Raw genomic sequence first — 23,193 nt, forward strand, 5'->3', positions numbered from 1 at the left:
GAACGAGGCGGAACCCTAACACGAAAACGCGGGAAATCAGATGTGGTCTTCGGCCGGGTCCAGGTCGTGCGACGTGATCGGGCGGCCCGGCAGCTCGGTGCCCGGCCGGGCGCTGAGGCCGTCGATCATGATGCCGACGCAGCGACGCGCCGCCATCTCCGCGACGTCCGTGGACTTCGCGCGCACCTGCCGCAGCAGCGTCGCGAACAGGATGGCGATGTCCCCCGCGCCGACGTCGAGGCGCAGCCGGCCCTCGGCCTTGGCGCCGTCGACGAACTCGTCGAGCACCGCCAGGATGTCGTCGCGCAGGCGGCGGACCTCGGGGTCGCTCTTCAGGATGACCAGCGCCCGGTGCGACACCATCGCCAGCTGGATGCTGAGCTGCAGCTCCACCGACTGCCGCAGCAGCCGCTCGAGCGCCCGCCACGACGACGTCTCCTCCGCGGCGATCGCGCGGGCGTCGATCAGCACCCGCTCGAAGTTGTCCATCGCGACCGCGCGCACCAGCGCGTCCCGATCCGGGAACCGCCGGTAGAGCGTGCCCACGCCGACGCCGGCGGCGCGGGCGATCTCCTCCATCGGCACCTCGGGCCCGGAAACGGCGAAGATGCTCTTCGCGGCGGCCAGGATCTGGTCGCGGTTGCGCCGCGCGTCCGCCCGCAGGGTGGTCTCGGGGTCTGCCGTCATGCCGTTCGCTCCTCGCTGAATCGCGCGGGGTGATTCTCGCACGGTCAGGCGGCCACGCACTGCGTCCGCAACCGGTCACCCGTTAGCTAGTGGACGACTTCCTTCCACTTCGGTACCTTGGGCAGAGAACCGGAATGTAATCCTCCGCATACTTTACGTCCGTTTTAGGGGGCCCGAAATGACCGAAGTCGCCGATCCCACCACCCGGGGCGAGGTCTTCCCGCTCGACCGCACCTGCCCCTTCGCCCCGCCACCGGCGTACGAGAAGCTGCGCGAAGCCGGCCCGGTCCAGCGCGTCGGCCTGCCCGACGGCTCCGAGGCGTGGGCCATCACCCGCCTGGAAGAGGTCCGGCAGATGCTGACCGACCCGCGGTTCAGCTCCAACCGGTTCAACCCCGGCTTCCCGGTGCTGACGAAGGAGGGCCGGCCGCAGCGCCGCCGCTTCACCGCGTCGCTGATCAACATGGACCCGCCGGAGCACGGCGCCGCCCGCCGCGAGGTCGTCGGCGAGTTCACCGTCAAGCGGATGAAGGCCCTGCAGCCGCGGATCCAGCAGATCGTCGACGAGCACATCGACGCGATCCTCGCCGGCCCGAAGCCCGCCGACCTCGTCTCCGCGCTGAGCCTGCCGGTGCCGTCGCTGGTCATCTGCGAGCAGCTCGGCGTCCCGTACGCCGACCACGACTTCTTCCAGTCGCGCAGCTCCACGCTGCTGAACCGGGAGGTGACGCAGCAGGCGCGCATGCAGTCCGTCGAGGAGCTGCAGGGTTACCTCGACGAGCTGGTCAGCGCCAAGGAGGCCGACCCGACCGACGACCTGCTCGGCCGCCAGGTCCTCAAGCAGCGCGAGGAGCACGGCGAGGCCGACCACGACTCGCTGGTCTCGCTGGCGTTCCTCCTGCTCCTCGCCGGGCACGAGACGACGGCGAACATGATCTCGCTGGGCACCGTCGCGCTGCTGGAGAACCCGGACCAGCTCGAGATCGTCAAGAACGACCCGGGCAAGACGCTCGACGCCGTCGAGGAGCTGCTGCGGTACTTCACGATCGCCGAGTTCGCGACCGCGCGCGTCGCCACCGAGGACGTCGAGATCGGCGGCCAGCTGATCCGCGAAGGCGAGGGCGTCCTCGGCCTGAGCTACTCCGGCAACCGCGACGAAGCCGCGTTCGAGAACGCCGACGAGCTCGACCTCGAGCGCGGCGCGCGCCACCACGTCGCGTTCGGCTTCGGGCCGCACCAGTGCCTGGGCCAGAACCTGGCCCGGATGGAACTGCAGATCGTCTTCGACACGCTGTTCCGCCGCATCCCGGACCTCAAGCTGGCCGCGCCGGTCGACCAGCTCCCGTTCAAGCACGACTCGTCGATCTTCGGCCTCTACTGCCTGCCCGTGACCTGGTGAAGGGATCGTCATGACGACCGTCGAACAGCACGAGTTCCCGATGACCCGCACGTGTCCCTTCGCGCCGCCGCCGGCGTACGAAGAGATCCGCGAGAGCGACTCCGTCGAGCGGGTCGGACTGCCCGACGGCGGCCACGCCTGGGTGGTCACCCGGCACGAGGACGTCCGGACGGTGCTGAACGACCGGCGCTTCAGCGCCGACCGGCAGCACCCGGACTTCCCGCAGCTGATCAAGGGCGGGTTCCGGCGCAAGGGCGACGAGCGCACCATGATCACCATGGACGCGCCCGAGCACGGGCCGGCCCGCAAGGCCGTGCTCGGCGAGTTCACGGTCCGCCGGATGGAGGCGCTGCGGCCGCGGATCCAGGAGATCGTCGACGGCCAGATCGACGCGCTGCTGGCCGGGCCGAACCCGGGTGACCTGGTCGAGAAGCTGTCGCTGCCGGTGCCGTCGCTGGTCATCTGCGAAATGCTGGGCGTGCCCTACGCCGACCACGACTTCTTCCAGACCCACACGGCGAAGATCATCAAGCGCTCGACGACCCCGGAAGACCGGCGGGCGGCGTTCGACACCATCCGCGGCTACATGGCGGACCTGATCGCCGAGAAGGAGCAGAACCCGCCGGACGACCTGCTCGGGCGCCAGATCGTCAAGCTCCGCGAGGAGGGCACTTACCGGCGGGAGTCGCTGGCCGCGACCGGGTTCCTGCTGCTGGTGGCCGGGCACGAGACGACGGCGAACATGATTTCGCTGTCCACCGTGGCGTTCCTGCAGAACCCGGCGCAGCTCGCGGTGATCAAGGGCGACCCGGGCAAGACGCTCGACGCCGTCGAGGAGATGCTGCGTTACTGGACGATCGTCGACGCGGCCACCGCGCGCCTGTGCGTCGAGGACATCGAGGTCGGCGGGCAGCTGATCCGCGCCGGTGAGGGCGTGCTGGCGCTGGGCTACGCGGCCAACCGCGACCCGCGGGCGTTCGACGACCCGGACGCCCTCGACATCGAGCGCGGCGCGCGTCACCACGTCGCGTTCGGCTTCGGGCCGCACCAGTGCCTCGGCCAGAACCTCGCCCGGATGGAGCTGCAGATCGTGTTCGACACGCTGTTCCGGCGGGTGCCTTCGCTGGCGCTGGGAGCGGAGGTCGACGACCTGGCGTTCAAGGACGACGCGAACATCTACGGCCTGTACCGGCTGCCGGTGACCTGGTAGAGATCGAAGAGCCATCCCACCACAGTCAGAAGGAAGAACGATGAAGATCATCGCGGACACCGGCAAGTGCGTCGGCGCCGGTCAGTGCGTGCTCACCGAGCCCGCGCTGTTCGACCAGAGCGAGGACGACGGCACGGTCATCGTGCTCGACGACCAGCCGGAAGGCGAGCTGGTCGAGAAGGCCCGCGAAGCGGTGCACGTCTGCCCCAGCCAGGCCCTCTCGCTGCAGGAGTGACGAGAACGGCCACCTCGCGGGCAAGGGGTTTCCCGCGAGGTGGCCGTGGCCTGTTCTTTCAGGAGAGACGCAGGGTCGTCTCCGGGTGGAACGCGTGCGTCTCGCCTTCGCCGCGCAACCCGACCCGCACGTTGTCGCCCATCCGGGGCGGGGTGCGGCCGTCGACCCGGACGACGAAGCGGTCGTCTCCCACCTTGCCGTGCAGGTACGCGTCCGCGCCCAGCTCTTCCACCAGCTCCACCACCAGCTCGAAGCCGCCTTCGGAGACCAGCTGCAGTGACTCCGGGCGGACGCCGAAGACCACCTCGCGCAGGTCGCCGGCGGCCGTGAGCACCGACCGCGGCAGCGGCAGGACGACGTCGCCGAGCCGGACGCCACCCTCGGTCAGCGGCAGCGTCGCCAGGTTCATCGCCGGTGAGCCGATGAAGCCCGCCACGAAACTGTTGCGCGGGTTCTCGTACAGCTCCCGCGGCGTCGCGCACTGCTGCAGGACGCCGTCCTTGAGCACCGCCACCCGGTCGCCCATCGTCATCGCCTCGACCTGGTCGTGCGTGACGTAGATGGTCGTCGTGCCCAGGCGTTGCTGCAGCTTCGCGATGTTCGCGCGGGTCTCCACGCGCAGCTTCGCGTCCAGATTGGACAGTGGCTCGTCCATCAGGAACACACTCGGCTCGCGCACGATCGCCCGGCCCATCGCGACGCGCTGCCGCTGCCCGCCGGACAACGCCTTCGGCTTGCGGTCCAGGAACTTGGTCAGGTCCAGCATCTTCGCGGCCTCGGCCACCTTCGCGTCGATGTCCGCTTTGGACAGTCCACGCAGCTTCAGCGCGAAGCCCATGTTCTCGGCCACCGTCATGTGCGGGTACAGCGCGTAGGACTGGAACACCATCGCGATGTCCCGGTCCTTCGGCGGCAGGTGCGTGACGTCCCGGTCGCCGATGCGGATGGCGCCCTCGTCGATGTCCTCCAGCCCGGCGAGCATCCGCAACGCCGTCGACTTGCCCGAGCCCGACGGCCCGACCAGCACCAGGAACTCGCCGTCGGGCACGGCGAGGTCGAACTTGTCGACCGCGCGCACTTCCTGGGCGCCGGGGTAGATCCGTGACGCCTGTTCGTAAACGACTCCGGCCATGGCTACTTCACCGCTCCCATCGACAGCCCGCGGACGAGGTGGTTCTGCGCGATCCAGCCGACGATCATCACCGGCAGCGAGGCCAGCAGCGCGGCGGCGGAAAGCTGGGCCCAGTACAGGCCCTCACTGGTGATGAACCCGACGAGGAACACCGGCACGGTGCCGGCCCGCGCCGCCGTCAGGTTGACCGCGTAGAAGAACTCGGTCCAGGAGAAGATGACGCAGATCAGCGCGGTCGCCGCGATCCCGGGCGCCACCACCGGCATGATGATCTTGCGCAGCAGCGTCGGCAGGTTCGCGCCGTCGATGCGGCCCGCCTCGATCATCTCGTGCGGCACCTCGAGGAAGAACGACCGCATCATCCAGATGGCCAGCGGCAGGTTCATCGACGTGTAGAGGATGACCAGCGCCCACACCGTGTCCAGCAGCTCGGTGTTCTGGGAGATGATGTACAGCGGGATGATCGCCGCGACGATCGGCAGCATCTTCGTCGAGAGGAAGAACCCGAGCGCGTTCGACGTGCCCTTCACCGGCGCCAGCGAAAGCGCGTAGGCCGCCGGGACGCCGAAGAGCAGCACCAGGGCCGTCGACAGGATCGTGACGAACGCCGAGTTCGACAGGTACGGCAGGAATCCTCCACTGAGGACGTTGCCGATCTGGTCGAACGTCGGGGTGAACAGCAGCTTCGGCGGGTCGGTGTAGGCGTCGGCCTCCTGCTTGAACGCCGTGAGGATCATCCACAGCAGCGGGAAGACGAACAGGATCGCGATCACCCAGGTCGCCAGAGTCAGCGAACCCTTGCCGTACTGCTTCTTGCGGGTGGCGACAGCCGTGGTCATTTGATTCCTCCGCTCACGGAGAACGTGCGGAACATCAAGCGCAGCGCGAAGGTCGCGACGATCATCGTCAGGATCACGACGATCACACCCATCGCCGACGACTGGCCGACGTCGAAGCCTTCGAACGCGCGCTGGTAGATGTAGTACGGCAGGTTGGTGCTGGCCGTGCCCGGCCCGCCCTGCGTCATCAGGAAGATCGCGTCGAAGCTGTTCACGATGTAGATCGCGCCCAGCAGCGTCGCCAGCTGCAGGAACCGGGACAGGTGCGGCAGCGTGATGGAGACGAACGTGCGCCACCGGCTGGCACCGTCCACAGAGGCCGCTTCCAGGACCTCTTTGGACTGGCTCTGCAGGCCCGCGAGGATCAGCAGCATCATGAACGGCGTCCACTGCCACACGATCTGCGCCATCACCGAGGCCAGCGGGAACTCCGAAAGCCAGTCGACGTCGGTGCCGAAGACGAAGTGCAGCAACCCGTAGGTCGGGTCGAACATCGTCGTCTTCCACAGCAGCGCACCGGCCGCCGGCAGGATGAGGAACGGCGTGATCAGCAGCGTCCGGACGACACCGCGGCCGAAGAACTTCCGGTCCAGCAGGATCGCCAGGCCGAGCCCGAGCAGCAGCGCGACCAGCACGCACACCACCGTCAGCAGCACGGTGTTGAGCAGCGCGACCAGGAACGTCGTGTCGCTGAAGACGTCGATGTAGTTGTCGAGGCCGACGAAGTGCCGGGAGCCCGGCCGGACCAGGTTCCACGACTGGAACGAGTAGAACACGGTGAGCAGGAACGGCAGCTGCGTCACCGCGATCACGAAGATCAACGCGGGCAGCAGCGGCAGCCGCCGCTTGGCCGCGGTGCTCAGGCCCTTCTTCTCTTCGGTCTTGGTGCGGGTCTGGGTCTTGGGGGTGTCTACGGAGAGCGTGGACATCACTGCACCGCCTTGTAGGAGTCGCCCACGGTCTGGGCGTAGTCCTGGGACTGCTTCAACGCGTCGTCAACGGACTCGCGGCCGGCGATCGCCGCCGACAGCTGCTGGCTCACCCGGGTGCCCAGGTCCTGGAACTCGGGGATGCCGACGAACTGGATGCCGGGGTAGGGCACCGGGTTCGCCATGGCCTTCTGCTGGTTCGCGTCCGCGATACCGTCCAAAGTGGGCTTCGCGTAGGCCGCGGCGGCCTTGGCGTAGTCCGGGATGTCGTAAGTGGACTGACGAACGCCCGGCGGCACGCGGTTCCAGCCGTAGGTCTGGCCGACCTTCTGCACGTAGGCCTTGTCGGTCATCCAGGCCATGAACTTCCAGGCCGCGTCCTTGTCCTTGGCGACCTTCGGGATGCCCAGCGCCCAGGTGTAGAGCCAGCCGCTGGCCTGCGTCTTGACGACCGGCGCCGGCGCGTACCCGGACTTGCCGACGATCTTGCTGCTGGAGGGGTCCTCGTTGGTGCCCGCCATGACCGTCGCGTCGTACCACATCGCCGCGTTGCCCTGCGTGTACCGCGTGCCGCACTCGGAGAACCCGGCGCTGGAGGCGCCGACCTCGCCGTGCTCGCGGATCAGGTTGACGTAGAAGTTCGCGGCGTCCTTGAACTCCGGCGACGTCAGCTTGGCGTTCCAGTCCTTGTCGAACCACTGCGCGCCGAAGGTGTTGGCCACGGTGGTGAACGGCGCGAGGCTCTCGCCCCAGCCGGGCTTGCCGCGCAGGCAGATGCCGGCGACGCCGTTGGCCTTGTCGTCGAGCTTCGCGGCGAACTCGGAGATCTGCTGCCAGGTCGGCTTGGCCGGCATGGTGATCCCGGCCTTCTCGAAGAGGTCCTTGCGGTAGGCCAGGAACGACGACTCGCCGTAGAACGGCACCGCGTACATCTGGTTCTGGTACGACAGCGACTGCTTGATGCTGGGGATGAAGTCGCCTTCGTCGTAACCCGGGGTGGCGGCCATGTGCGGTTCGAGGTTCTCGAGCCAGCCGTTGGCCGCCCACTGCGGGGCCTCGTAGTTGCTGATCATGACGACGTCGAACTCGCCGCCCTCGGTGGCGGTCGACGCGGTGATCTTCGCGCGGGCCTGGTTTTCCGGCAGCGAAACGAACTTCAGGTTGATGCCGGTGGCCTTCTCGAACTCCGGCGCGAGCGAGATCGCGTCCTTCATCTGCGGGTTCGACACGATCGCGATGACGAGCGTGCTCCCGCCGGTGCCGACCGAGCCGGCCCCGGCGCACCCGGTGACCAGCAAGGATGTCGCGGCGAAAAGGGTGAGGAGCTTACGCACGGCCGCCTCCCGGGAGTACCTGCACCTTGAGGCCCGCGCCGCTGCGCATCTTGGCCAGCGCCTCGGGGTACTGCTCCAGCGGCAGCGTGTCGGTGAGCAGCGCGCCGGTGTCGATCGCGCCGCTCGCGACGAGGTCGAGCGCGGCGCCGTAGCTGTTCAGCACGGCCATCGAGCCGACGATGGTGATCTCGTCGTTGTAGATCCGGAACGGCGAGAGCGCGACGCGGGCTTCGGCCGGGGCGACGCCGAAGACGAGCAGGCGGCCGCCGCGGCGGATGGAGTCGAACGCCGCCTCGATCGCGGGGGCGGCGCCGGTGCAGTCGACGGCGACGTCGAACTTCTCGCCGTTCAGCTCGCCGACGTCGGCCGCGGTGGCGACGGCGCCGAGGCTCGTCGCGCGGGGCAGGCGGTCCTTGTTGCGGTCGACCACGGTGACCTTCGCGCCCGAGCGCTGCAGCAGCTGCTGCATGATCAGGCCCATCGTGCCGGCGCCGACGACGAGGAAGTTCTCCCCGGCTTCGACGCCGACGCGGCGCACGCCGTGCACCGCGCAGGAAACGGGCTCGACCAGCGCGCCCTGTTCCCAGGTCATCGAGTCGGGCATCCGGTAGCAGTTGGCGGAGGGGACGGCGACGTACTCGGCGAAGGCGCCGTCGACCGTGTCTCCGGTGGCGTTCCAGTTCGCGCAGAGGTTGCCGTGGCCGGAACGGCACGGGCCGCAGTAGCCGCAGAACAGTGACGGGTCGACGGCGACGCGGTCGCCGACCTGCCAGCCGCCCGGCACATCCGCGCCGAGCTCGACGATCTCCCCGGCGAACTCGTGGCCGGGGACGATCGGGTACGGGGTGGGCGGGAAGTGCCCGTCCGCGATGTGCAGGTCGGTGCCGCAGATGCCGCACGCGCCGACCTTGACGACTACCTGCCGTTCTCCCGGTTTCGGATCGGGCACCTCGCCGACCCGGACCTGGCCGGGCCGGTCGATGATGGCGGCACGCATGCCTAGCCCCTTCCTCGCGCTCATATGAGCGGCGTTGACCTATGGCGTCGAGAACATGTGAAGGCATTAGAGGTCTGACGTCGGTGTTACGTCAACCTTTCGGGCGGATTTCGGGCTATAGTGCTCAGATGAGCGCTTCTCGCAAGGGTGCCTCGCTCTCGGAAGCGATGCTGCTCGCCACCATCGCCCGGCGCTTCTACGTGCAGGGACGCTCCAAGCTGGAGATCGCCGACGAGTTCGGCGTCAGCCGGTTCAAGGTGGCCCGGATGCTCGACACGGCCAGGGAGTCCGGCCTGGTCAGGGTGGAGTTCTCGCTGCCGGCGCCGGTGGACCTGGCGCTGTCGGACGAGGTGCGCTCGGCGTACGGCCTGAAGCAGGCCCTGGTGCTCGAACGCTCAACCGAGCGCGAGCCCAAGGAAGTCGTGCGGGCCAAGATCGGCACGCTGGCCGCGCGGCTGCTGGAGGAGGTCGTCCGGCCGGACGACGTCGTCGGGCTGTCGTGGGCGCGGTCGGTGAACGCGATGACCGAGGCGATCCGGACGCTGCCGCGCTGCCCGATCGTCCAGCTGTGCGGGGTGCAGGCCGGGATGGACATGCGCGGCCGCTCGGTGGAGACGGTCAGCCGCGTGACGTCGGTGTCCGGCGGTGACGCGTACCCGATCTTCGGCCCGCTGGTGCTCCCGGACCGCCGCACGACGGAGACGCTGCGACGCCAGCCGGGCATCGCGGAGACGTTCGGCCAGTTCCGGAACCTGACGAAAGCCGTGGTCAGCATCGGCGCGTGGCAACCGGGCGAGTCGACGGTGTACGACGCGCTGGACGAGGCCGAGCGAGCGGCGATCGCGGCCCGCGGCGCGACGGCGGAGGTGGCGGCCCGGCTGTTCGACGCGTCGGGCAACGCGTTGTCGACCGGGCTGGCGCACCACGTGCTGGCGATCAGCCACGAGGAGCTGATGGCGGTCCCGGAGGTGATCGCGCTGGGGTACAGCCGCCCGAAGGCGTCGGCGGTGGACGCGGTGCTGCGGTCGGGCATGGTGTCGACCCTGATCACCGACGAGGCGGCGGCGGTGCCGTTGCTGGCGCTGGCGGCGAAGAACCCACCCCGCTGAGCCGTGCAGCACGAGTTCCGCCTTCAATCACGCGAGATCCGGCTTCAAGCACGCGAGATCCGGCTACTCCCCCGGCGGTACGGTCCGCTCGCGGGCGTACTCCGCCGGGTGCAGGCCCGGCCTCCCCGGCTCCGGGACGAAACCCGGGTCGCGCCCGATGTGCCCTTTCCGCGACTCCGCGAGCCTGGACCGCGTGAAAACTTCCCCTCGCTGGCGGCAATCCGTCGTCTGGCTGCACGTCGTGTCCTCGGTCGCCTGGATGAGCCAGGCCCTCGCGCTGGTCGTGCTGATGGCGTCGGGCGCGCCCGTCCTGGCCGACCGGCTCGACGCCGTCCTGCTCGCCCCGATGGCGAACGTCTCGGCGTTCACCGGTCTGCTGCTCGCCGGCGCGACCGCGTGGGGCTACTTCCGGCACTGGTGGGTGCTGACGAAGTTCGTCCTGACGCTGATCCAGCTCTACGCGGGGATCTTCCTGCTCTCCCCCGCGCTGCGCGACTCCGCGGACACCGGCACGGTCGCCTGGCCGCAGATCGCCGGGGCGTCGCTGATGGCGAGCGCGTTGTCGTTCCAGGCGTGGCTTTCGATCGCGAAGCCGTGGCGCAAGACGCCGTGGTCGCCGGCCGCGAAGCCACCGACCGCGCCGACCTGGGTGTTCGTCGCCGGCTTGGTGGCGCCCGCGGTCGACGTCCCGGCCGGGCTCCTGCTGGGTTACCCGCTCCCGGCGTTGTCGCTGGTCACGCTGATCGTGCTCGGTCTTGAGCGGCGACGACGTCGTCGCCGTGCGCCGCGGCCCAGCGTCCGAAGCCCTCGATCGGCTCCAGGAAGCTTGAGCCCAGCGCCGTAAGCGCGTACGCGCCTTCGCGGCGCTCGACGAGTCCGTCGAACTCCAGGCGCCGCAGGGTTTCCGTGAGCACCTTCGCGCTGATCCCGCCGATGGTGCGCCGCAGGTCGACGTGCCGGCGCGGGCCGTGGCGCAGCGCCCACACCACCACCGGGTTCCACGTGTTGGCGACGAGGTCGAACGCGAGCCGCGTCCGGCAGTCGGCGAGGAAGTCCATGGTTACCGTTCGGTTCCTTCCCGGGTGCCTACCGTCGTGCTGGTACCAGCCAAGCACACGGAGGACGCATGCGGATCGGGATCTTCGGCACGGGCGGGATGGCGGACGCGCTGGGCACGCAGTGGGCGCGCGCGGGGCACGAACTGAGGGTGGCCGGCCGCAGGACCGGAGGCTGGCGCGAGGTGGCCGCGTTCGCCGACGTGCTCCTCCTGGCCGTCCCGGCGGCGGCCATCGGCGAGGTGCTCGCGAAGGCGGGTCCGCTGGCCGGGAAGGTGCTGGTGGACTGCACCAACGACCCGGCGCTGACCGGCACGCCGGTGGCTTCGCGGATCGTCACGGAGGCGCACGTGGTCAAGGCGTTCAACCTGGCCCACGTGGACGTCTGGCGCACCCCGCCGCCGGGCCTCGCGGTCCCGCTGTGCGGTGACGACCCGGCGGCGTTGGAAGTGGTGAGCACGTTGGTCCGGGACATCGGCTGCACACCGATCCGCGCGGGCGGCCTGGACCGCGCGGCATTGTTGGAGGCCACGGCGGCGTTCGTCATCCCGCTGTGGCTCGCCGGGGAGGACGCGCGGTCGATCCTGGCGCCGGCCGGGTGAGAATGGCCCGGTGGGACTGATCGAGCACCTCGAAGCCCGGCTGGGCGCGCTGACCGGTGGCTGGAAGCGCGACGGCTTCCAGGTCGGCGCGTTCGAAGGCGCCTTCGGCGCGAAGTGGTTCGCGACCGTGGGGCTGAGCCGGCACCCGCTGCACTCGCGCGCGTCGGGGCGGCACCTGTGGTTGGAGCTGATCGTGGGCAGCTACCCGAGTGGCCCCGTCAACGGGCTGCCGCACCTGCTCGGCCAGGTCGCCGATGAGCTGCTCGTGTCGGGCCAGGCGCTGCTGCGCGGTGACGTCCTCGGCCCGCGCGGGCCGTTCGCGCCGGGCAGCGCGATGGAGGCGCTGTACGCGGCGATCCCGGTGTACTTCGACGACGAATTCGCGGCGGCCGACGTGGACGACGGCAACCGGGCGGCGATCGTCTGGCTGACACCGATCTCAGCCGGCGAAGCGGCGTACGTCGCTTCGCACGGCTGGAACGCGTTCGAAGACGAGCTGATCAAGCACGACCCGGACCTCCTGGACCTGGGTCGCGCCGAGCTGCCGCTCCGCTGAGGTCAGAGCCCGTATTCGATGGCGGTGGCGTCGGTGCCGTACTCGACGGCGGTGGGCACCAGCGCGTATTCCACCATCGAGGCGGCCGACGCGATCGGCGCGAACCCCAACGCGAGCACGCCGGCGACGAAGAGCCCGGCCAGCAATCGTTTCACCATGGTCCCCTCCCAGGTTCCGAAGCGTCCACGCTAACCCCGGGAGGCCATGGTCAGGAGATGATTGCGCCGTTGAGCGCACTGACCGCGGCCAGGTCGCCGGACGCCAGATCGGCCACCCGGGCGCGCAGCGGCGCACCGCCCCGCGGCACCAGCGTCACCTCGCCCGTGGCCAGGTCCGTCACCAGCGTGCTCAGCGTCATCAGGTCGTCGCCATCGGTCGCATTCCGGTACACCGCACCGGTCAACGCCGATACCAGCCACTTCGCGTCCGGCTCCGCGGGCGCCAAGTGCGCACACACCTCCGCCCGAGCCAAACTTTCCTCCGAAGCCGCGTCCAAGCTCGGCGGCAGCTGCCGGAAGTGGTTGGTGTGCCAGGAAAGCCCACTGCCCACAGTGGTCACCGCGGTTTCGTGGCCGGCCTTCTCCACCACGAGTACCGCCGGCGAACCGACCTGGCCCATCGTGTACGCGAAGCCGCCCGCCGAAGGGCGAGAGCGCAACAGTGACACCGCTTCAGCCGAACACGACGAACGCTGAGCCGAACGCGCCACGAAGTGCCGCCCGGCGCACGGCGACGGCGCCACCACGTTCACGCTGTCGATCCCCCACACCAGCCCGTGCGTCGTGATCGTGAACGTGTTCGCCGGCAGGAACCCCGGGTACCACCAGACGCACACCCCCGGCTCGCCGTCGATCAGCAGCGTCAGGAGCCGGCCGATGCCGTCGAACACCGGCGCGCCGTCCTCGTTGTGACCGAGCAGCGACGGCGCCCACGCGAGGTCCGTGCAGCCCGTGCCGTCGCCCGCGCCGAGGTCGCCGCGCAGGTTCGCCAGCAGCAGGTCGTCGAACGGCACCGCCGCGCCCGCCGCCAGCGCTTTCAGCTCGGCGTACGCGTCCGGGTGCTCGACCTGCGACGCCGATTCGATCGCCCGGAACAGCACCGGCGACCGCCGCGCCCGCGCGGTGACCGGCCACGACGGCAGTCCGGCCAGGACGGTCCGGATGTCCGCGGCGGCGTGCGCGCCCAGCGCGTGGAAAGCGGCTTCCCGGGGGCCTTCGACGATCGTCCAGCGCACGTCGCCGATCCGGTGCTCCCGCACTGTCGCCACCATGTGCTCACGATGACTGAGCAGTCAGGAATGCGCAACGGCTAGTGCGCGCCCACCTCGGTCACCCGCACCACGGCCGCGCCGGCCTCGTCGGACGCGGCCAGGTCAACCTCCGCGCTGATGCCCCAGTCGTGGTCGCCGGCCGGGTCGTCGAAGATCTGCCGCACCTTCCAGACCTCCGGCTGCTGCTCGATCATCAGCAGCGCCGGGCCGCGCGCGTCCGGGCCGGTGCCGAGCGACTCGTACTCCTCGAAGTAGTCCTCGATCGCTTCCTGCCACGCCTCGGCGTCCCAGCCGGACGCCGCGTCGAGCTCGCCGAGCGGGAACCACGCGCGCCGCCCGAACAGCTCGACCCGGCGGAACAGCTCGTTGCGCACCAGCACCCGGAACGCGCGCTCGTTGCGCGTGACACCCGGCGGCTCCGACGGCGGCCGCGTCGACACCGGGCCTTCCTCGTCGGGGTGGCGCAGCGCCTCCCACTCGTCCAGCAGACTGGAGTCGACCTGCCGGACCAGCTCGCCGAGCCACTCGATGAGGTCCTGCAGCGGCTCGGTCTTGGCCTCGTCGGGCACCGTGTGGCGCAGCGCGTCGTAGACGTCGGCGAGGTAGCGCAGCACCAGGCCTTCGGAGCGGGCCAGCTGGTAGAAACCGATGTACTCGACGAAGTTCATCGCGCGCTCGTACATGTCGCGCACGACGGACTTGGGCGACAGCTCGTAGTCGTCGACCCACGGGTGGCCCTGCCGGTAGCTGTGGAACGCGCCCTGCAGCAGCTCTTCCAGCGGCTTCGGGTAGCTGACGTTCTCGAGCAGCTCCATCCGCTCGTCGTACTCGATGCCCTCGGCCTTCATCGCGTTGACGGCCTCGCCGCGCGCCTTGAACTGCTGCTGCGACAGCACCGGCCGCGGGTTGTCCACCGTGGACTCCACAGTGGACACGACGTCGAGCGGGTAGCTCGGCGAGTCCAGTTCGAACAGTTCGATGGCGGCCAGCGCGAACGGCGAAAGCGGCTGGTTGAGCGCGAAGTCGAACTGCAGGTCGACGGTGAGCCGGATGATCCGGCCCTGCTCGTCCGGTTCGGACAGTCGTTCGACGACGCCGGCGGCGAGCAGCGCGCGGTAGATCGCGATGGCGCGCAGGATGAGCTTGCGCTGCGACGCGCGGTCCTCGTGGTTGTCCTCGAGGAGGTGGCGCATCGAGTCGAACGCGTTGCCGGGCCGCGAGATCACGTTCAGCAGCATCGAGTGCGTGACCTTGAAGCTCGAGGTCAGCGGCTCGGGGTCGGCCGCGATAAGCCGGTCGAACGTGCTCTCGGTCCAGTTGACGAAGCCTTCCGGCGCCTTCTTCCGGACGATCTTCTTTTTCTTCTTCGGGTCGTCGCCCGCCTTTTCCAGCGCCTTCGCGTTCTCGACGACGTGGTCGGGCGCCTGCACGACGACGTAGCCGTCGGTGTCGTAGCCCGCGCGCCCGGCGCGGCCGGCGATCTGGTGGAACTCGCGGGCCTTGAGGTGGCGCTGGCGGACGCCGTCGTACTTGGTCAGCGCGGAGAAGACGACCGTCCGGATCGGCACGTTGATGCCGACGCCGAGGGTGTCGGTCCCGCAGATCACCTTGAGCAGCCCGGACTGGGCCAAGGTCTCGACCAATCGGCGGTACTTCGGCAGCATGCCGGCGTGGTGGACGCCGATGCCGTGGCGGACCAGCCGCGAGAGCGTCTTGCCGAACCCGGCGGCGAACCGGAAGTCGCCGATCAGCTCGGCGATGGCTTCCTTCTCGGCCTTCGTCGTGACGTTGATGCTCATCAGCGTCTGCGCCCGCTCGATGGCCGCGGCCTGCGAGAAGTGCACGACGTATACGGGCGCCTGACCGCCGTTGAGCAGCTCGGACATCGTCTCGTGCAGCGGCGTGAGCGCGTACCGGAAGGTCAGTGGCACCGGGCGCTGCGCCGACGTGACGACGGCGGTCGGCTTGCCGGTGCGGCGCGTGAGGTCCTTTTCGAAGAAGGACACGTCGCCCAAGGTCGCCGACATCAGGACGAACTGGGCCTTCGGCAGCTCCAGCAGCGGCACCTGCCACGCCCAGCCGCGGTCGGGCTCGGAGTAGAAGTGGAACTCGTCGGCCACGACCTGCCCGACCGGCGCGTCGGCACCGAACCGCAACGCGATGTTCGCCAGGATTTCGGCCGTGCAGCAGATGATCGGCGCGTCCGGGTTGACGCTGGAGTCACCCGTCATCATCCCGACGTTGTCGGCGCCGAAGATCTCGATGAGCTGGAAGAACTTCTCCGAGACGAGGGCTTTGATGGGCGCGGTGTAGTAGCTGCGGCGGCCCTGGGCGAGCGCGGTGAAGTGCGCGCCGACGGCGACGAGGCTCTTCCCGGAGCCGGTCGGCGTCGAGAGGATGACGTTCGATCCGGAGACGACCTCCATCACCGCCTCCTCCTGCGCCGGGTACAGCTCGATGCCCCGATCGGCCGTCCAGGTCGTGAACGCTTCGAAGAGGGCGTCGGGGTCGGGATCCGCAGGCAGGAGGTCTGTGAGAGTCATGAGACGTCCATCGTGCCATCCGCTCGTCGCAAAGTCGGCAGGGGCGATCGCATCGCGCGTGGTAAACCCGTAGGCTTCGCGTTACCGCGCTTCGACCGGGAGATACGGTGTCGCGCGCACACGGGCGGTACTCCGGAGGGCTTAGGAATGGCACAGGACATCATCCCGATCGAACTCGGGCTGCCGCAGGGCGACGTCGTCACCCTGTGGGCCCCGCGCTGGCGGGAAGACGGCGAGGAGTGGGAAGCGTTCCTCGGCGACGAGGACGACCTGTACGCCTTCCCGGACGCCGCGCACCTGGCCGCCTTCGTCCGCACGTCCGAGCGGCACGACCTGCTGGACCACCCGGCGTGGGACGCCGTGCCGTCGCTGAACGTGCCCGAGCTGATCCCGGACGAGGACCACACGTACGACCTCGTCGGCGTGCCGGAGCTCGTCGCCGAGGAGCCGGACGTCTGGCACATCGCCGAGCTGGCGGAGATCGTCGGCATCGTGCGGTCGCTCGCGGACGTCTGCGACCTCGAAGAGGTGCACGAGATCCTCGACTCGACCGAGGGCTTCTCGCTGCTGGACCAGGGCACCCTCCCGTTCACCGGGAGCGTCGGCGTCCAGGTGTGGAACGACCTGTCCGAGACGGTGTCGCAGAAGTGGGACACCGTGCTGGACGCGATCGACGGCCTGGTGACCCAGCCGGACGTCGACGAGAAGGTGCTGGAGCAGACCGCCGAGGAGCTGGCGGCGTTCCACGAGGAGTCCGCCGAGGCCGAGGCCGGCGCCGAGGGTGAAGAGGACCTCGAGGCGATCTCCTCGGACGACGAGGACGACTCCGACGACGAAGAGGACGAGGGTCCGGTCGGCTTCTGGGCCGAGGTCGGCATCGACCCGATCAAGATCATCACGTCCGGCGCGGAGTACTACACGCTGCGCTGCTACCTCGACGACACCCCGGTGTTCCTCGGCAGCGAAGGCGAGATCGACGTCTTCACGTCGACGGGCGCGCTGGCCCGGGCCCTGGCGGACGGCAAGGACCTGGCCGACACGGACCTCGCGGACGTGTCCACGTGGGACGAGGTCCTCGCCAAGGCGACGGCGGGCGAGCTCGACGTCGAGGTCGACGCCGAGAACACGTACGTCCTGACTGGTCTGGACGCGGACATCGCGGAGGGCCCGGAGGCGATCGACCCGACCCAGCTGGAGCTGGCGGTCGAGCTGATCACGGACGCGGCGGACTGGGCGGGCGACGACTCGGCGGAGACGGCCCTGGCGGGCAACGAAAGCCTGGGCTGGCTGGTGTCGTTCGTGCTCCGCCCCGACCCGACGCGCCTGGAGCCGTCGGCCCCGTTCGACGCCGAGCAGAGCGCGTGGCGGAAGCTGGTCGAAGGCTTCGAGAACCGCCTGACGGTCGCCTGATCTGTTTCGCCGAAGGCCGCCTCCCGGATTCGTCCGGCAGGCGGCCTTCGTCGCGTCCGGAGCCGCGCGGCAGTCGGCGCTCCCGGCAAGCATCCACAGTCTCGAGCCGATGTGGACAACTCCGCCTCGCCGCGTACCCGGAAGGTCGGCTCGCGTGCCTGGACGGTCGGCTCGCGTACTCAGAAGGTCGGCTCGCGTGCTTGGGCGGGCATCTCGTGTGATTGCGGAGGCATCACGTGTGATTGGAGGGGCATCACGTGTGATTGGGGGGTCGACACGGATCAGTCCTCCGCTCGGGCCGGGACTACCAGCACTGCCAATGCCGGGAAGATCGCCGCTACGCAGAAGGCCAGTGCGTACCTGCTGTCGCCGATCACCAGGCCCAGCAGGGGCGGGGTCAGGGAGGCCGCGATGTTCTGGCCCGTGTTCTGCGTGCCCATCGCCCGGCCCGACCACGCCAGCCCGGCCAGCTCCGCCGACGCCGTGAAGCCGAGGCCGTTGTCCGCCACCGTGATGACCCCGGCCAGCGCCAGCGCCAGCAGCACCAGCCACGGCCAGGAAGCGTCGCCCAAAGCCACGAGCAGCATGACGAGGCAGCTCAGGACCGCGAGCTGACGCATCGGCCGCAGCCGGCTGCCCACGCGGTCCGACCACCAGCCCGAGCCGAGCCGGCCCGCGGCGCCCAGCACCTGGACCACCGCCAGGAACCAGCCCGCCGACAGCGGGCTCCAGTGCTGCACCGCCACCAGGTACACCGGCGCGAACGCCGACACCGCGAACTGCGGCACCACCAGCAACGCGCTCGCGCCGTGCACCCGCCACAACGTCGCGTGCCGGTACGGCGAGGGCGGCTTCGAACCACCCGAAGCAGCAGGCGGCCGCGGCGGGTCCGTCACCAGCCAGGCCACCAGCAGCGCGACGACCACCGCCAGCCCCGCCGGCAGCAGGATCGCCGCGCGGAACCCGAAGTGCGCCGCCAGCGGCGGGAGCCCCAGCGCGGCGACGCCGACGCCCAGCGGCTGGGCCGTCTGGCGGATCCCCATCGCGATCCCGCGCTCGGACTTCGCGAACCAGCCCATCACGACGCGACCGCTCGCCGCGTTCACCGAGGCCGTACACGCTCCGGCGGCCAGGAACACCCCAAAGAGGAGACCGACCGAGTGAGAGCCGACCCCGGCGTACACCAGGAGTAACCCCGACGCGCCCAGTCCGAGCGCCATGATCAGACGCTCTCCGTAACGGTCCGCAGCCGCGCCCCACACGATCAGGGTGAACAACAGCCCGATGCTCGGCGCCGCGACGACCGTGCCGGCCTCCGCCAGCGTCAACCCTTCCGCCGCCCGCATGGCCGGGACCAGGAACGGGATGCCGTAGAGGAACGAACAGCTCGCGGTCTGCGCGGCGAGGCCGAGCGCCAGGATGAGCCAGCGTCGTGAACTCGCCTGGACCCGCTCGACCTGCACCATCTTCGTCACCGTCTCAACATATGAGAGTCACTTCCTATATAGTGAACGATAGTTGGCATGGCTAAGGACCGCAAGGACCCCGCCGGCCTCAGGACAGCGCGGCGTACCCGGGCTTGATGACGTCGTCGATCAGCGCGAGGCGGGCGTCGAAATCGATGAAGGCCGATTTCATCGCGTTGATCGTGAACCACCGGAAGTCGTCGAGGCCGTACCCGAAGGTCTCGTGCAGAGTGGTGAATTCGCTGGTCATCGTGCATCCGCTCATCAGCCGGTTGTCCGTGTTCACGGTCACCCGGAAGCGCAGCCGCTTGAGCAGCGCGAGCGGGTGCTCGGCGATCGAGCGCACGGTGCCTGTTTGGACGTTCGACGTCGGGCAGATCTCCAGGGGGATCCGGCGGTCGCGGACATACGCGGCCAACCGTCCAAGGTGGACCGTGCCGTCCGCGTCGGTCTTGACGTCCTCGACGATCCGCACGCCGTGCCCGAGCCGTTCGGCGCCGCAGTGCTGAATCGCCTCCCAAATGGACGGAAGACCGAACGCTTCACCGGCGTGAATGGTGAAATGCGCATTGTTCTGCCGCAAATACTCGAACGCGTCGAGATTGCGGGTCGGCGGGAATCCGTCCTCCGGGCCGGCGATGTCGAACCCGACGACGCCGGCGTCGCGGTAGCGGACGGCCAGGTTCGCGATCTCGAGGGCCCGGGCGTGCTGGCGCATCGCGCAGAGCAACGTCCCGACGCGGATGCTGCCGCCGTTCGCGGCCACTCGCCGTGTGCCCTCCGTGAACCCCGCCTGCACAGCCTCGACCACCGCATCGAGTGACAGACCGCGTTCGACGAACAACTCCGGTGCGTAGCGCACCTCGGCGTAGACGACGCCGTCGGCGGCCAGGTCCTCCACCGCTTCCGCGGCGACCCTGACCAGCGCTTCCTCCGTCTGCATCACCCCGCAGGTGTGCGCGAAGGTCTCGAGGTAGGACACGAGTGAGCCGGAGTCGGCCGCACGGCGGAACCAGCTGCCCAGCTCGGCCGGGTCGGTGGTGGGCAGAGCGGCATAACCGGTCGCCTCGGCGAGCTCGGCGACGGTGGCCGGGCGCAGCCCGCCGTCGAGGTGGTCGTGCAGCAGCACCTTGGGTGCGCGGCGGAGTGTCTCGCTGGTCAGAACAGGGCTTTCGTCAGGCATCCCCCAACGGTAACCTTGTTGTCATTCCCCTACATGGCCGTAAGTCCCAGGCTCGAGCTAACCCTGAGCGTCGACGATCCGGTAACGAATCGGCCATCCGGGGGCAGCCTCCGCAATAGGCTCTTCACGGGGGCCATACAGACAGCAATTTTTGCAATCGATAAGCTTCGTGGCACGTCCCTCCATTTCCCCGCCGACGAAGGACACAGCAGTGACCACTGACAACCAGATTGCCGCCCCGTCCTTCGACCGGATGCGCAACATGCTGGTGCGCGCGGCCGAAGTGCGTGAGAGCGAGCAGCAGCAGATCTTCGACGCGCTCGACGACATCTACGCCCGCCTCGCGCCGGTGGACTCGCTGGGCGCGGTCCGCAAGCGGCTGTCCGAGATGCCCGACCGCACCGAGGTCAGCGTCCTGGCCGAGCGCCTCGACGAGACGATGTCGCGCCTGGAGGCCCAGGACAACGCCATCGCCGCGCTGACCCGCGCCGTCGAGAGCATCGTCGACAAGCTCGCCAAGCCCTTCGCGCAGCTCGACGGCCGGCTCGACGGCATGGCCGCCCGCTTCGAGGGCGTCGCGGGCCGGATGGACGGGCTCGAGGACAAGCTCCAGAACATCCACCGCCGGATCGACGAGGTCGGCGGCCACCTCGACAAGCAGGACGCGAAGCTCGACTCGATCCCGCAGTCGGTGCACGGCCCGGTCCGCGAGCGGATCGAGCAGGCCGAGGCGGCGCTGCGCGACCGCGTCGACCACGCCGACCACGAGCTGCGCGGCAAGGTCGACGAGCTCGGCCGCACGACGCACGAGCGCCTCGGCGAGCTGGACCGCGTCACGCAGGAGCGGATCGGCGCGAACACCGAGGCCCTCAAGACGGCGCTGACCGAGACCGGCGAGATGATCGACGCCTCGGACCGCCTGGAAAACCTGGGCAACCGCCTCGAGACGGTCACCACCCGCCTCGACGACCTCGCCTCCCGCCTCGACAAGGTGGAAGACGGCTTCCTGTCCGGCCTGGGCGACCTCGACGGCGCGGTCAAGAGCGGCCTGGCCAAGGTCGAAGGCACGCTGTCGAAGCAGCCGGACACCGACTCGGTCGACACGCTGGTCCGCAAGAGCAACGACGAGAGCGTCCGCCGCATCGGCGGCCAGCTCGACGAGGCGATGGCGACGTTCGCGGAGCTGATGCTCGGCGGCGGCCCGGCCGTCCAGCAGATCGCCCCGCCGCCGCCGGCCCCGCGCCAGCCGCGTCGCAGCTCGCGCAACGGCCGCGCGCCGAAGGCGGCCGACACGAAGACCAAGCCGGCCGAAGGCTCGGAAGAGACCGCGGAGTAAGCAGCTCGAACGAAGAGGCCCCCGCCGGACGATCCGGCGGGGGCCTCTTTTACTTTCCGGAGTAACCACTCCGTGGCACTTTCCCTACGAAAGCTCCGCTTCGAGGGCCCCTGGGCGGAACTTTCCTAGGGAAAGTGCCGCGGGTGTCACTCGACCGGGTGATCATCTTCGCGATGCTTCTCACACCGTGCCGCGGATCGTCTCGCGGACGATCGGTTCCGGGGCCGCCGCGGCCGAGGCGATCGAGAAGCCGCCCTCCAGCGCCTCCAGAGCTGCCGGGACGGCGTCGGGGGTGTCCGTGTGCAGTTCCAGCAGTGGCTCACCCTCCGTCACCGCGGAGCCGGGCTTCGCCAGGCACAGCACGCCCGCCGCGGCCTGGACCGGGTCCTCCTTGCGGGCCCGGCCCGCGCCCAGCCGCCACGCCGCGACGCCCACCGCGTACGCGTCCAGCGACGCCAGCACACCCGAAGCCGGCGCGACGACCGTGTGCACGTGCGCGGGCGTCGGCAACGGTGCCGACGGGTCGCCGCCCTGGGCGGAGATCATCCGGCACCACGTCTCGTACGCCTCCCCCGATGCCAGCACCGCGGCCGGGTCGGCCGAGATGCCCGCCAGCGCCAGCATCTCGCGCGCCAAGGCCACCGTCAGCTCGACGACGTCCGAAGGGCCGCCGCCTTGGAGCACCTCGACCGACTCCGCGACCTCGACGGCGTTCCCGACCGCACGCCCCAGGGGGACGTTCATGTCGGTCAGCAACGCCGTCGTCGGGACGCCGTGGTCCACCCCGATCGACGTCAGCGTCGAAGCCAGCGTGCGGGCCTGGTCGAGGGTCTTCATGAACGCGCCCGACCCGAACTTGACGTCCAGCACCAGCCCGGACGCGCCCTCGGCGATCTTCTTGCTCATGATCGAGCTGGCGATCAGCGGGATCGACTCCACTGTGGACGTGACGTCCCGCAGCGCGTACAGCTTCTTGTCCGCCGGCGCGAGCCCGGACGTCGCCGCGCAGACCACCGCGCCGACGTCTTCCAGCTGCGCCTGGATCTCCGAAGTGGACAGTGCGGCCCGCCAGCCGGGGATCGACTCCAGCTTGTCGAGCGTGCCGCCGGTGTGGCCGAGCCCGCGGCCGGACAGCTGCGGCACCGCCGCGCCGCACGCGGCCACGAGCGGCGCGAGCGGCAGCGTGATCTTGTCGCCGACGCCGCCGGTCGAGTGCTTGTCGACCGTCGGCCGGGAGCCGGCCAGGGACAGCCGCTCCCCGGACTCGATCATCGCGCGCGTCCAGCGGGAGATCTCCGCGGTGTCCATGCCCCGCAGGAAGATCGCCATGGCGAGCGCCGACATCTGCTCCTCGGCGACGACGCCGCGGGTGTAGGCGTCGACGACCCAGTCGATCTGCTCGTCGGTCAGCCGGCCGCCGTCCCGTTTGGCGCGGATGACGTCGACGGCGGCGAAAGATCGGGGGGTTTCCATGTGCTCGAGTTTAAACCTCGATCAGCCGATCGTGGCACAGGTCTTCGGAACGGTCGGCGAAGTGTTCGGCGGATTCAGCGTTTCCCAGGTGAGACAGAATTCGGCGCCACTCGGATAGGAAATCCCGATCCACGCGCTCTCGCGGTCGCCGTACTGCAGGGTCTGCCCCTGTGTGCAGATCCGGTCGTACGTCCGGTTGACGCCGTCGTGCTCGACACTCGGTGTGTCACAACCACGATCGTTGACCTGGGTGGCGATGACCGCGCGTAGCGTGTGCCCGTCGGGCGCCAGCTCCAGCTGCAGGCAGCTCTTGATCGCGCCGTTCCAGTTCACGTGGCAATTGAGCGCGCCCGCCGACGCGGCCGGTGCACCGGCAAATCCGGCAACCAGCAGGAAACAAACGACCACAGCGACTTTTTTCAGCATTT

At 69.5% G+C, this 23,193-nt stretch carries 23 protein-coding genes; 9 read left to right on the top strand and 14 right to left on the bottom strand.

Going from position 1 to position 23,193, the window contains the following annotated elements; translation table 11 throughout:
• Nucleotides 1–36: 36 nt before the first annotated feature.
• The gene (locus tag M8542_RS37895) at nt 37–687 is read right to left on the bottom strand and encodes a TetR/AcrR family transcriptional regulator (protein WP_257925161.1); all 651 of its coding nucleotides are present in this window, start codon (nt 685–687) and stop codon (nt 37–39) included.
• A 178-nt stretch (nt 688–865) separates the two neighbouring features.
• On the opposite strand from M8542_RS37895, the gene M8542_RS37900 reads away from it, so the two are divergent.
• From M8542_RS37900 to M8542_RS37910, 3 genes are read left to right on the top strand one after another with little or no spacing between them, the layout of a single operon-like run.
• Nucleotides 866–2,086 carry a cytochrome P450 gene (locus M8542_RS37900; protein WP_257925162.1) on the top strand — a complete coding sequence of 407 codons (1,221 nt, stop codon included), beginning with the start codon at nt 866–868 and terminating at the stop codon, nt 2,084–2,086.
• 10 nt (nt 2,087–2,096) lie between these two features.
• Nucleotides 2,097–3,296, top strand: coding sequence for a cytochrome P450 (locus M8542_RS37905; RefSeq protein WP_257925163.1), 1,200 nt, complete (start codon nt 2,097–2,099; stop codon nt 3,294–3,296).
• A gap of 40 nt (nt 3,297–3,336) precedes the next feature.
• Entirely contained in the window at nt 3,337–3,531 is a 195-nt protein-coding gene (locus tag M8542_RS37910) for a ferredoxin (RefSeq protein WP_103353029.1), read from the top strand.
• A 58-nt stretch (nt 3,532–3,589) separates the two neighbouring features.
• Here the strand turns inward: M8542_RS37910 and M8542_RS37915 are convergent, their stop codons facing one another.
• The 5 genes from M8542_RS37915 to M8542_RS37935 are packed head-to-tail and all read right to left on the bottom strand — an operon-like array spanning nt 3,590 to nt 8,762.
• The gene (locus M8542_RS37915) at nt 3,590–4,663 is read right to left on the bottom strand and encodes an ABC transporter ATP-binding protein (RefSeq protein ID WP_257925164.1); all 1,074 of its coding nucleotides are present in this window, start codon (nt 4,661–4,663) and stop codon (nt 3,590–3,592) included.
• Between the two features lie 2 nt (nt 4,664–4,665).
• Entirely contained in the window at nt 4,666–5,502 is an 837-nt protein-coding gene (locus M8542_RS37920; protein ID WP_257925165.1) for a carbohydrate ABC transporter permease, read from the bottom strand.
• Nucleotides 5,499–6,431, bottom strand: a complete 933-nt coding sequence (locus M8542_RS37925) for a carbohydrate ABC transporter permease (protein ID WP_257925166.1) — start codon at nt 6,429–6,431, stop codon at nt 5,499–5,501. The genes M8542_RS37920 and M8542_RS37925 overlap by 4 nt, the downstream gene beginning before the upstream one ends.
• Nucleotides 6,431–7,765, bottom strand: coding sequence for an ABC transporter substrate-binding protein (locus tag M8542_RS37930; RefSeq protein WP_257925167.1), 1,335 nt, complete (start codon nt 7,763–7,765; stop codon nt 6,431–6,433). Before M8542_RS37930 ends, M8542_RS37925 begins: the two co-directional genes overlap by 1 nt.
• Nucleotides 7,758–8,762, bottom strand: a complete 1,005-nt coding sequence (locus tag M8542_RS37935) for a zinc-dependent alcohol dehydrogenase family protein (protein WP_257925168.1) — start codon at nt 8,760–8,762, stop codon at nt 7,758–7,760. Before M8542_RS37935 ends, M8542_RS37930 begins: the two co-directional genes overlap by 8 nt.
• Before the next feature lie 128 nt (nt 8,763–8,890).
• Here M8542_RS37935 and M8542_RS37940 point away from each other — a divergent pair, with 128 nt between their 5' ends.
• Both M8542_RS37940 and M8542_RS37945 read left to right on the top strand, forming a co-directional pair.
• On the top strand, nt 8,891–9,871 hold the full coding sequence (locus M8542_RS37940; protein ID WP_257925169.1) for a sugar-binding transcriptional regulator: 981 nt from the start codon (nt 8,891–8,893) through the stop codon (nt 9,869–9,871).
• 193 nt (nt 9,872–10,064) lie between these two features.
• On the top strand, nt 10,065–10,715 hold the full coding sequence (locus M8542_RS37945; RefSeq protein ID WP_257925170.1) for a hypothetical protein: 651 nt from the start codon (nt 10,065–10,067) through the stop codon (nt 10,713–10,715).
• On the opposite strand, the gene M8542_RS37950 is transcribed toward M8542_RS37945, so the two are convergent.
• On the bottom strand, nt 10,606–10,929 hold the full coding sequence (locus tag M8542_RS37950; protein ID WP_257925171.1) for a winged helix-turn-helix transcriptional regulator: 324 nt from the start codon (nt 10,927–10,929) through the stop codon (nt 10,606–10,608). The genes M8542_RS37945 and M8542_RS37950 overlap by 110 nt on opposite strands.
• Nucleotides 10,930–10,997: 68 nt before the next feature.
• Between M8542_RS37950 and M8542_RS37955 the strand changes: the two genes are divergently transcribed.
• The gene (locus tag M8542_RS37955; protein WP_257925172.1) at nt 10,998–11,528 is read left to right on the top strand and encodes an NADPH-dependent F420 reductase; all 531 of its coding nucleotides are present in this window, start codon (nt 10,998–11,000) and stop codon (nt 11,526–11,528) included.
• Nucleotides 11,529–11,538: 10 nt separating this feature from the next.
• Nucleotides 11,539–12,084 carry a suppressor of fused domain protein gene (locus M8542_RS37960; protein WP_257925173.1) on the top strand — a complete coding sequence of 182 codons (546 nt, stop codon included), beginning with the start codon at nt 11,539–11,541 and terminating at the stop codon, nt 12,082–12,084.
• Nucleotides 12,085–12,086: 2 nt separating this feature from the next.
• Here M8542_RS37960 and M8542_RS37965 read toward each other — a convergent pair whose 3' ends face one another.
• Genes M8542_RS37965 through M8542_RS37975 form a run of 3 tightly spaced genes read right to left on the bottom strand, consistent with a single transcriptional unit; the run spans nt 12,087 to nt 15,897 of the window.
• Nucleotides 12,087–12,242 (bottom strand): hypothetical protein, encoded by a 156-nt coding sequence (locus M8542_RS37965; RefSeq protein ID WP_257925174.1) that lies wholly within the window; start codon nt 12,240–12,242, stop codon nt 12,087–12,089.
• A 50-nt stretch (nt 12,243–12,292) separates the two neighbouring features.
• Nucleotides 12,293–13,354 (bottom strand): C45 family autoproteolytic acyltransferase/hydrolase, encoded by a 1,062-nt coding sequence (locus M8542_RS37970; RefSeq protein WP_257925175.1) that lies wholly within the window; start codon nt 13,352–13,354, stop codon nt 12,293–12,295.
• 38 nt (nt 13,355–13,392) lie between these two features.
• Nucleotides 13,393–15,897 (bottom strand): DEAD/DEAH box helicase, encoded by a 2,505-nt coding sequence (locus M8542_RS37975; protein ID WP_257925176.1) that lies wholly within the window; start codon nt 15,895–15,897, stop codon nt 13,393–13,395.
• A 147-nt stretch (nt 15,898–16,044) separates the two neighbouring features.
• Here M8542_RS37975 and M8542_RS37980 point away from each other — a divergent pair, with 147 nt between their 5' ends.
• On the top strand, nt 16,045–17,307 hold the full coding sequence (locus tag M8542_RS37980; protein ID WP_257925177.1) for a SatS C-terminal domain-containing protein: 1,263 nt from the start codon (nt 16,045–16,047) through the stop codon (nt 17,305–17,307).
• A 281-nt stretch (nt 17,308–17,588) separates the two neighbouring features.
• On the opposite strand, the gene M8542_RS37985 is transcribed toward M8542_RS37980, so the two are convergent.
• On the bottom strand, nt 17,589–18,773 hold the full coding sequence (locus tag M8542_RS37985) for an MFS transporter (protein ID WP_257925236.1): 1,185 nt from the start codon (nt 18,771–18,773) through the stop codon (nt 17,589–17,591).
• An 88-nt stretch (nt 18,774–18,861) separates the two neighbouring features.
• A complete protein-coding gene (locus M8542_RS37990) occupies nt 18,862–19,956 on the bottom strand; it encodes an adenosine deaminase (RefSeq protein WP_257925178.1) in 1,095 nt (364 codons plus the stop codon).
• A gap of 211 nt (nt 19,957–20,167) precedes the next feature.
• Here M8542_RS37990 and M8542_RS37995 point away from each other — a divergent pair, with 211 nt between their 5' ends.
• On the top strand, nt 20,168–21,292 hold the full coding sequence (locus M8542_RS37995; protein ID WP_257925179.1) for a PA containing protein: 1,125 nt from the start codon (nt 20,168–20,170) through the stop codon (nt 21,290–21,292).
• A gap of 180 nt (nt 21,293–21,472) precedes the next feature.
• Here the strand turns inward: M8542_RS37995 and M8542_RS38000 are convergent, their stop codons facing one another.
• Both M8542_RS38000 and M8542_RS38005 read right to left on the bottom strand, forming a co-directional pair.
• Nucleotides 21,473–22,765, bottom strand: a complete 1,293-nt coding sequence (locus tag M8542_RS38000; protein WP_257925180.1) for a thymidine phosphorylase — start codon at nt 22,763–22,765, stop codon at nt 21,473–21,475.
• A 21-nt stretch (nt 22,766–22,786) separates the two neighbouring features.
• Nucleotides 22,787–23,191: a hypothetical protein gene (locus M8542_RS38005; protein ID WP_257925181.1), complete on the bottom strand. Its 405-nt coding sequence runs from the start codon at nt 23,189–23,191 to the stop codon at nt 22,787–22,789.
• Nucleotides 23,192–23,193: the final 2 nt, after the last annotated feature.

The organism is Amycolatopsis iheyensis, from assembly GCF_024703995.1.
Taxonomy (GTDB): domain Bacteria; phylum Actinomycetota; class Actinomycetes; order Mycobacteriales; family Pseudonocardiaceae; genus Amycolatopsis; species Amycolatopsis iheyensis.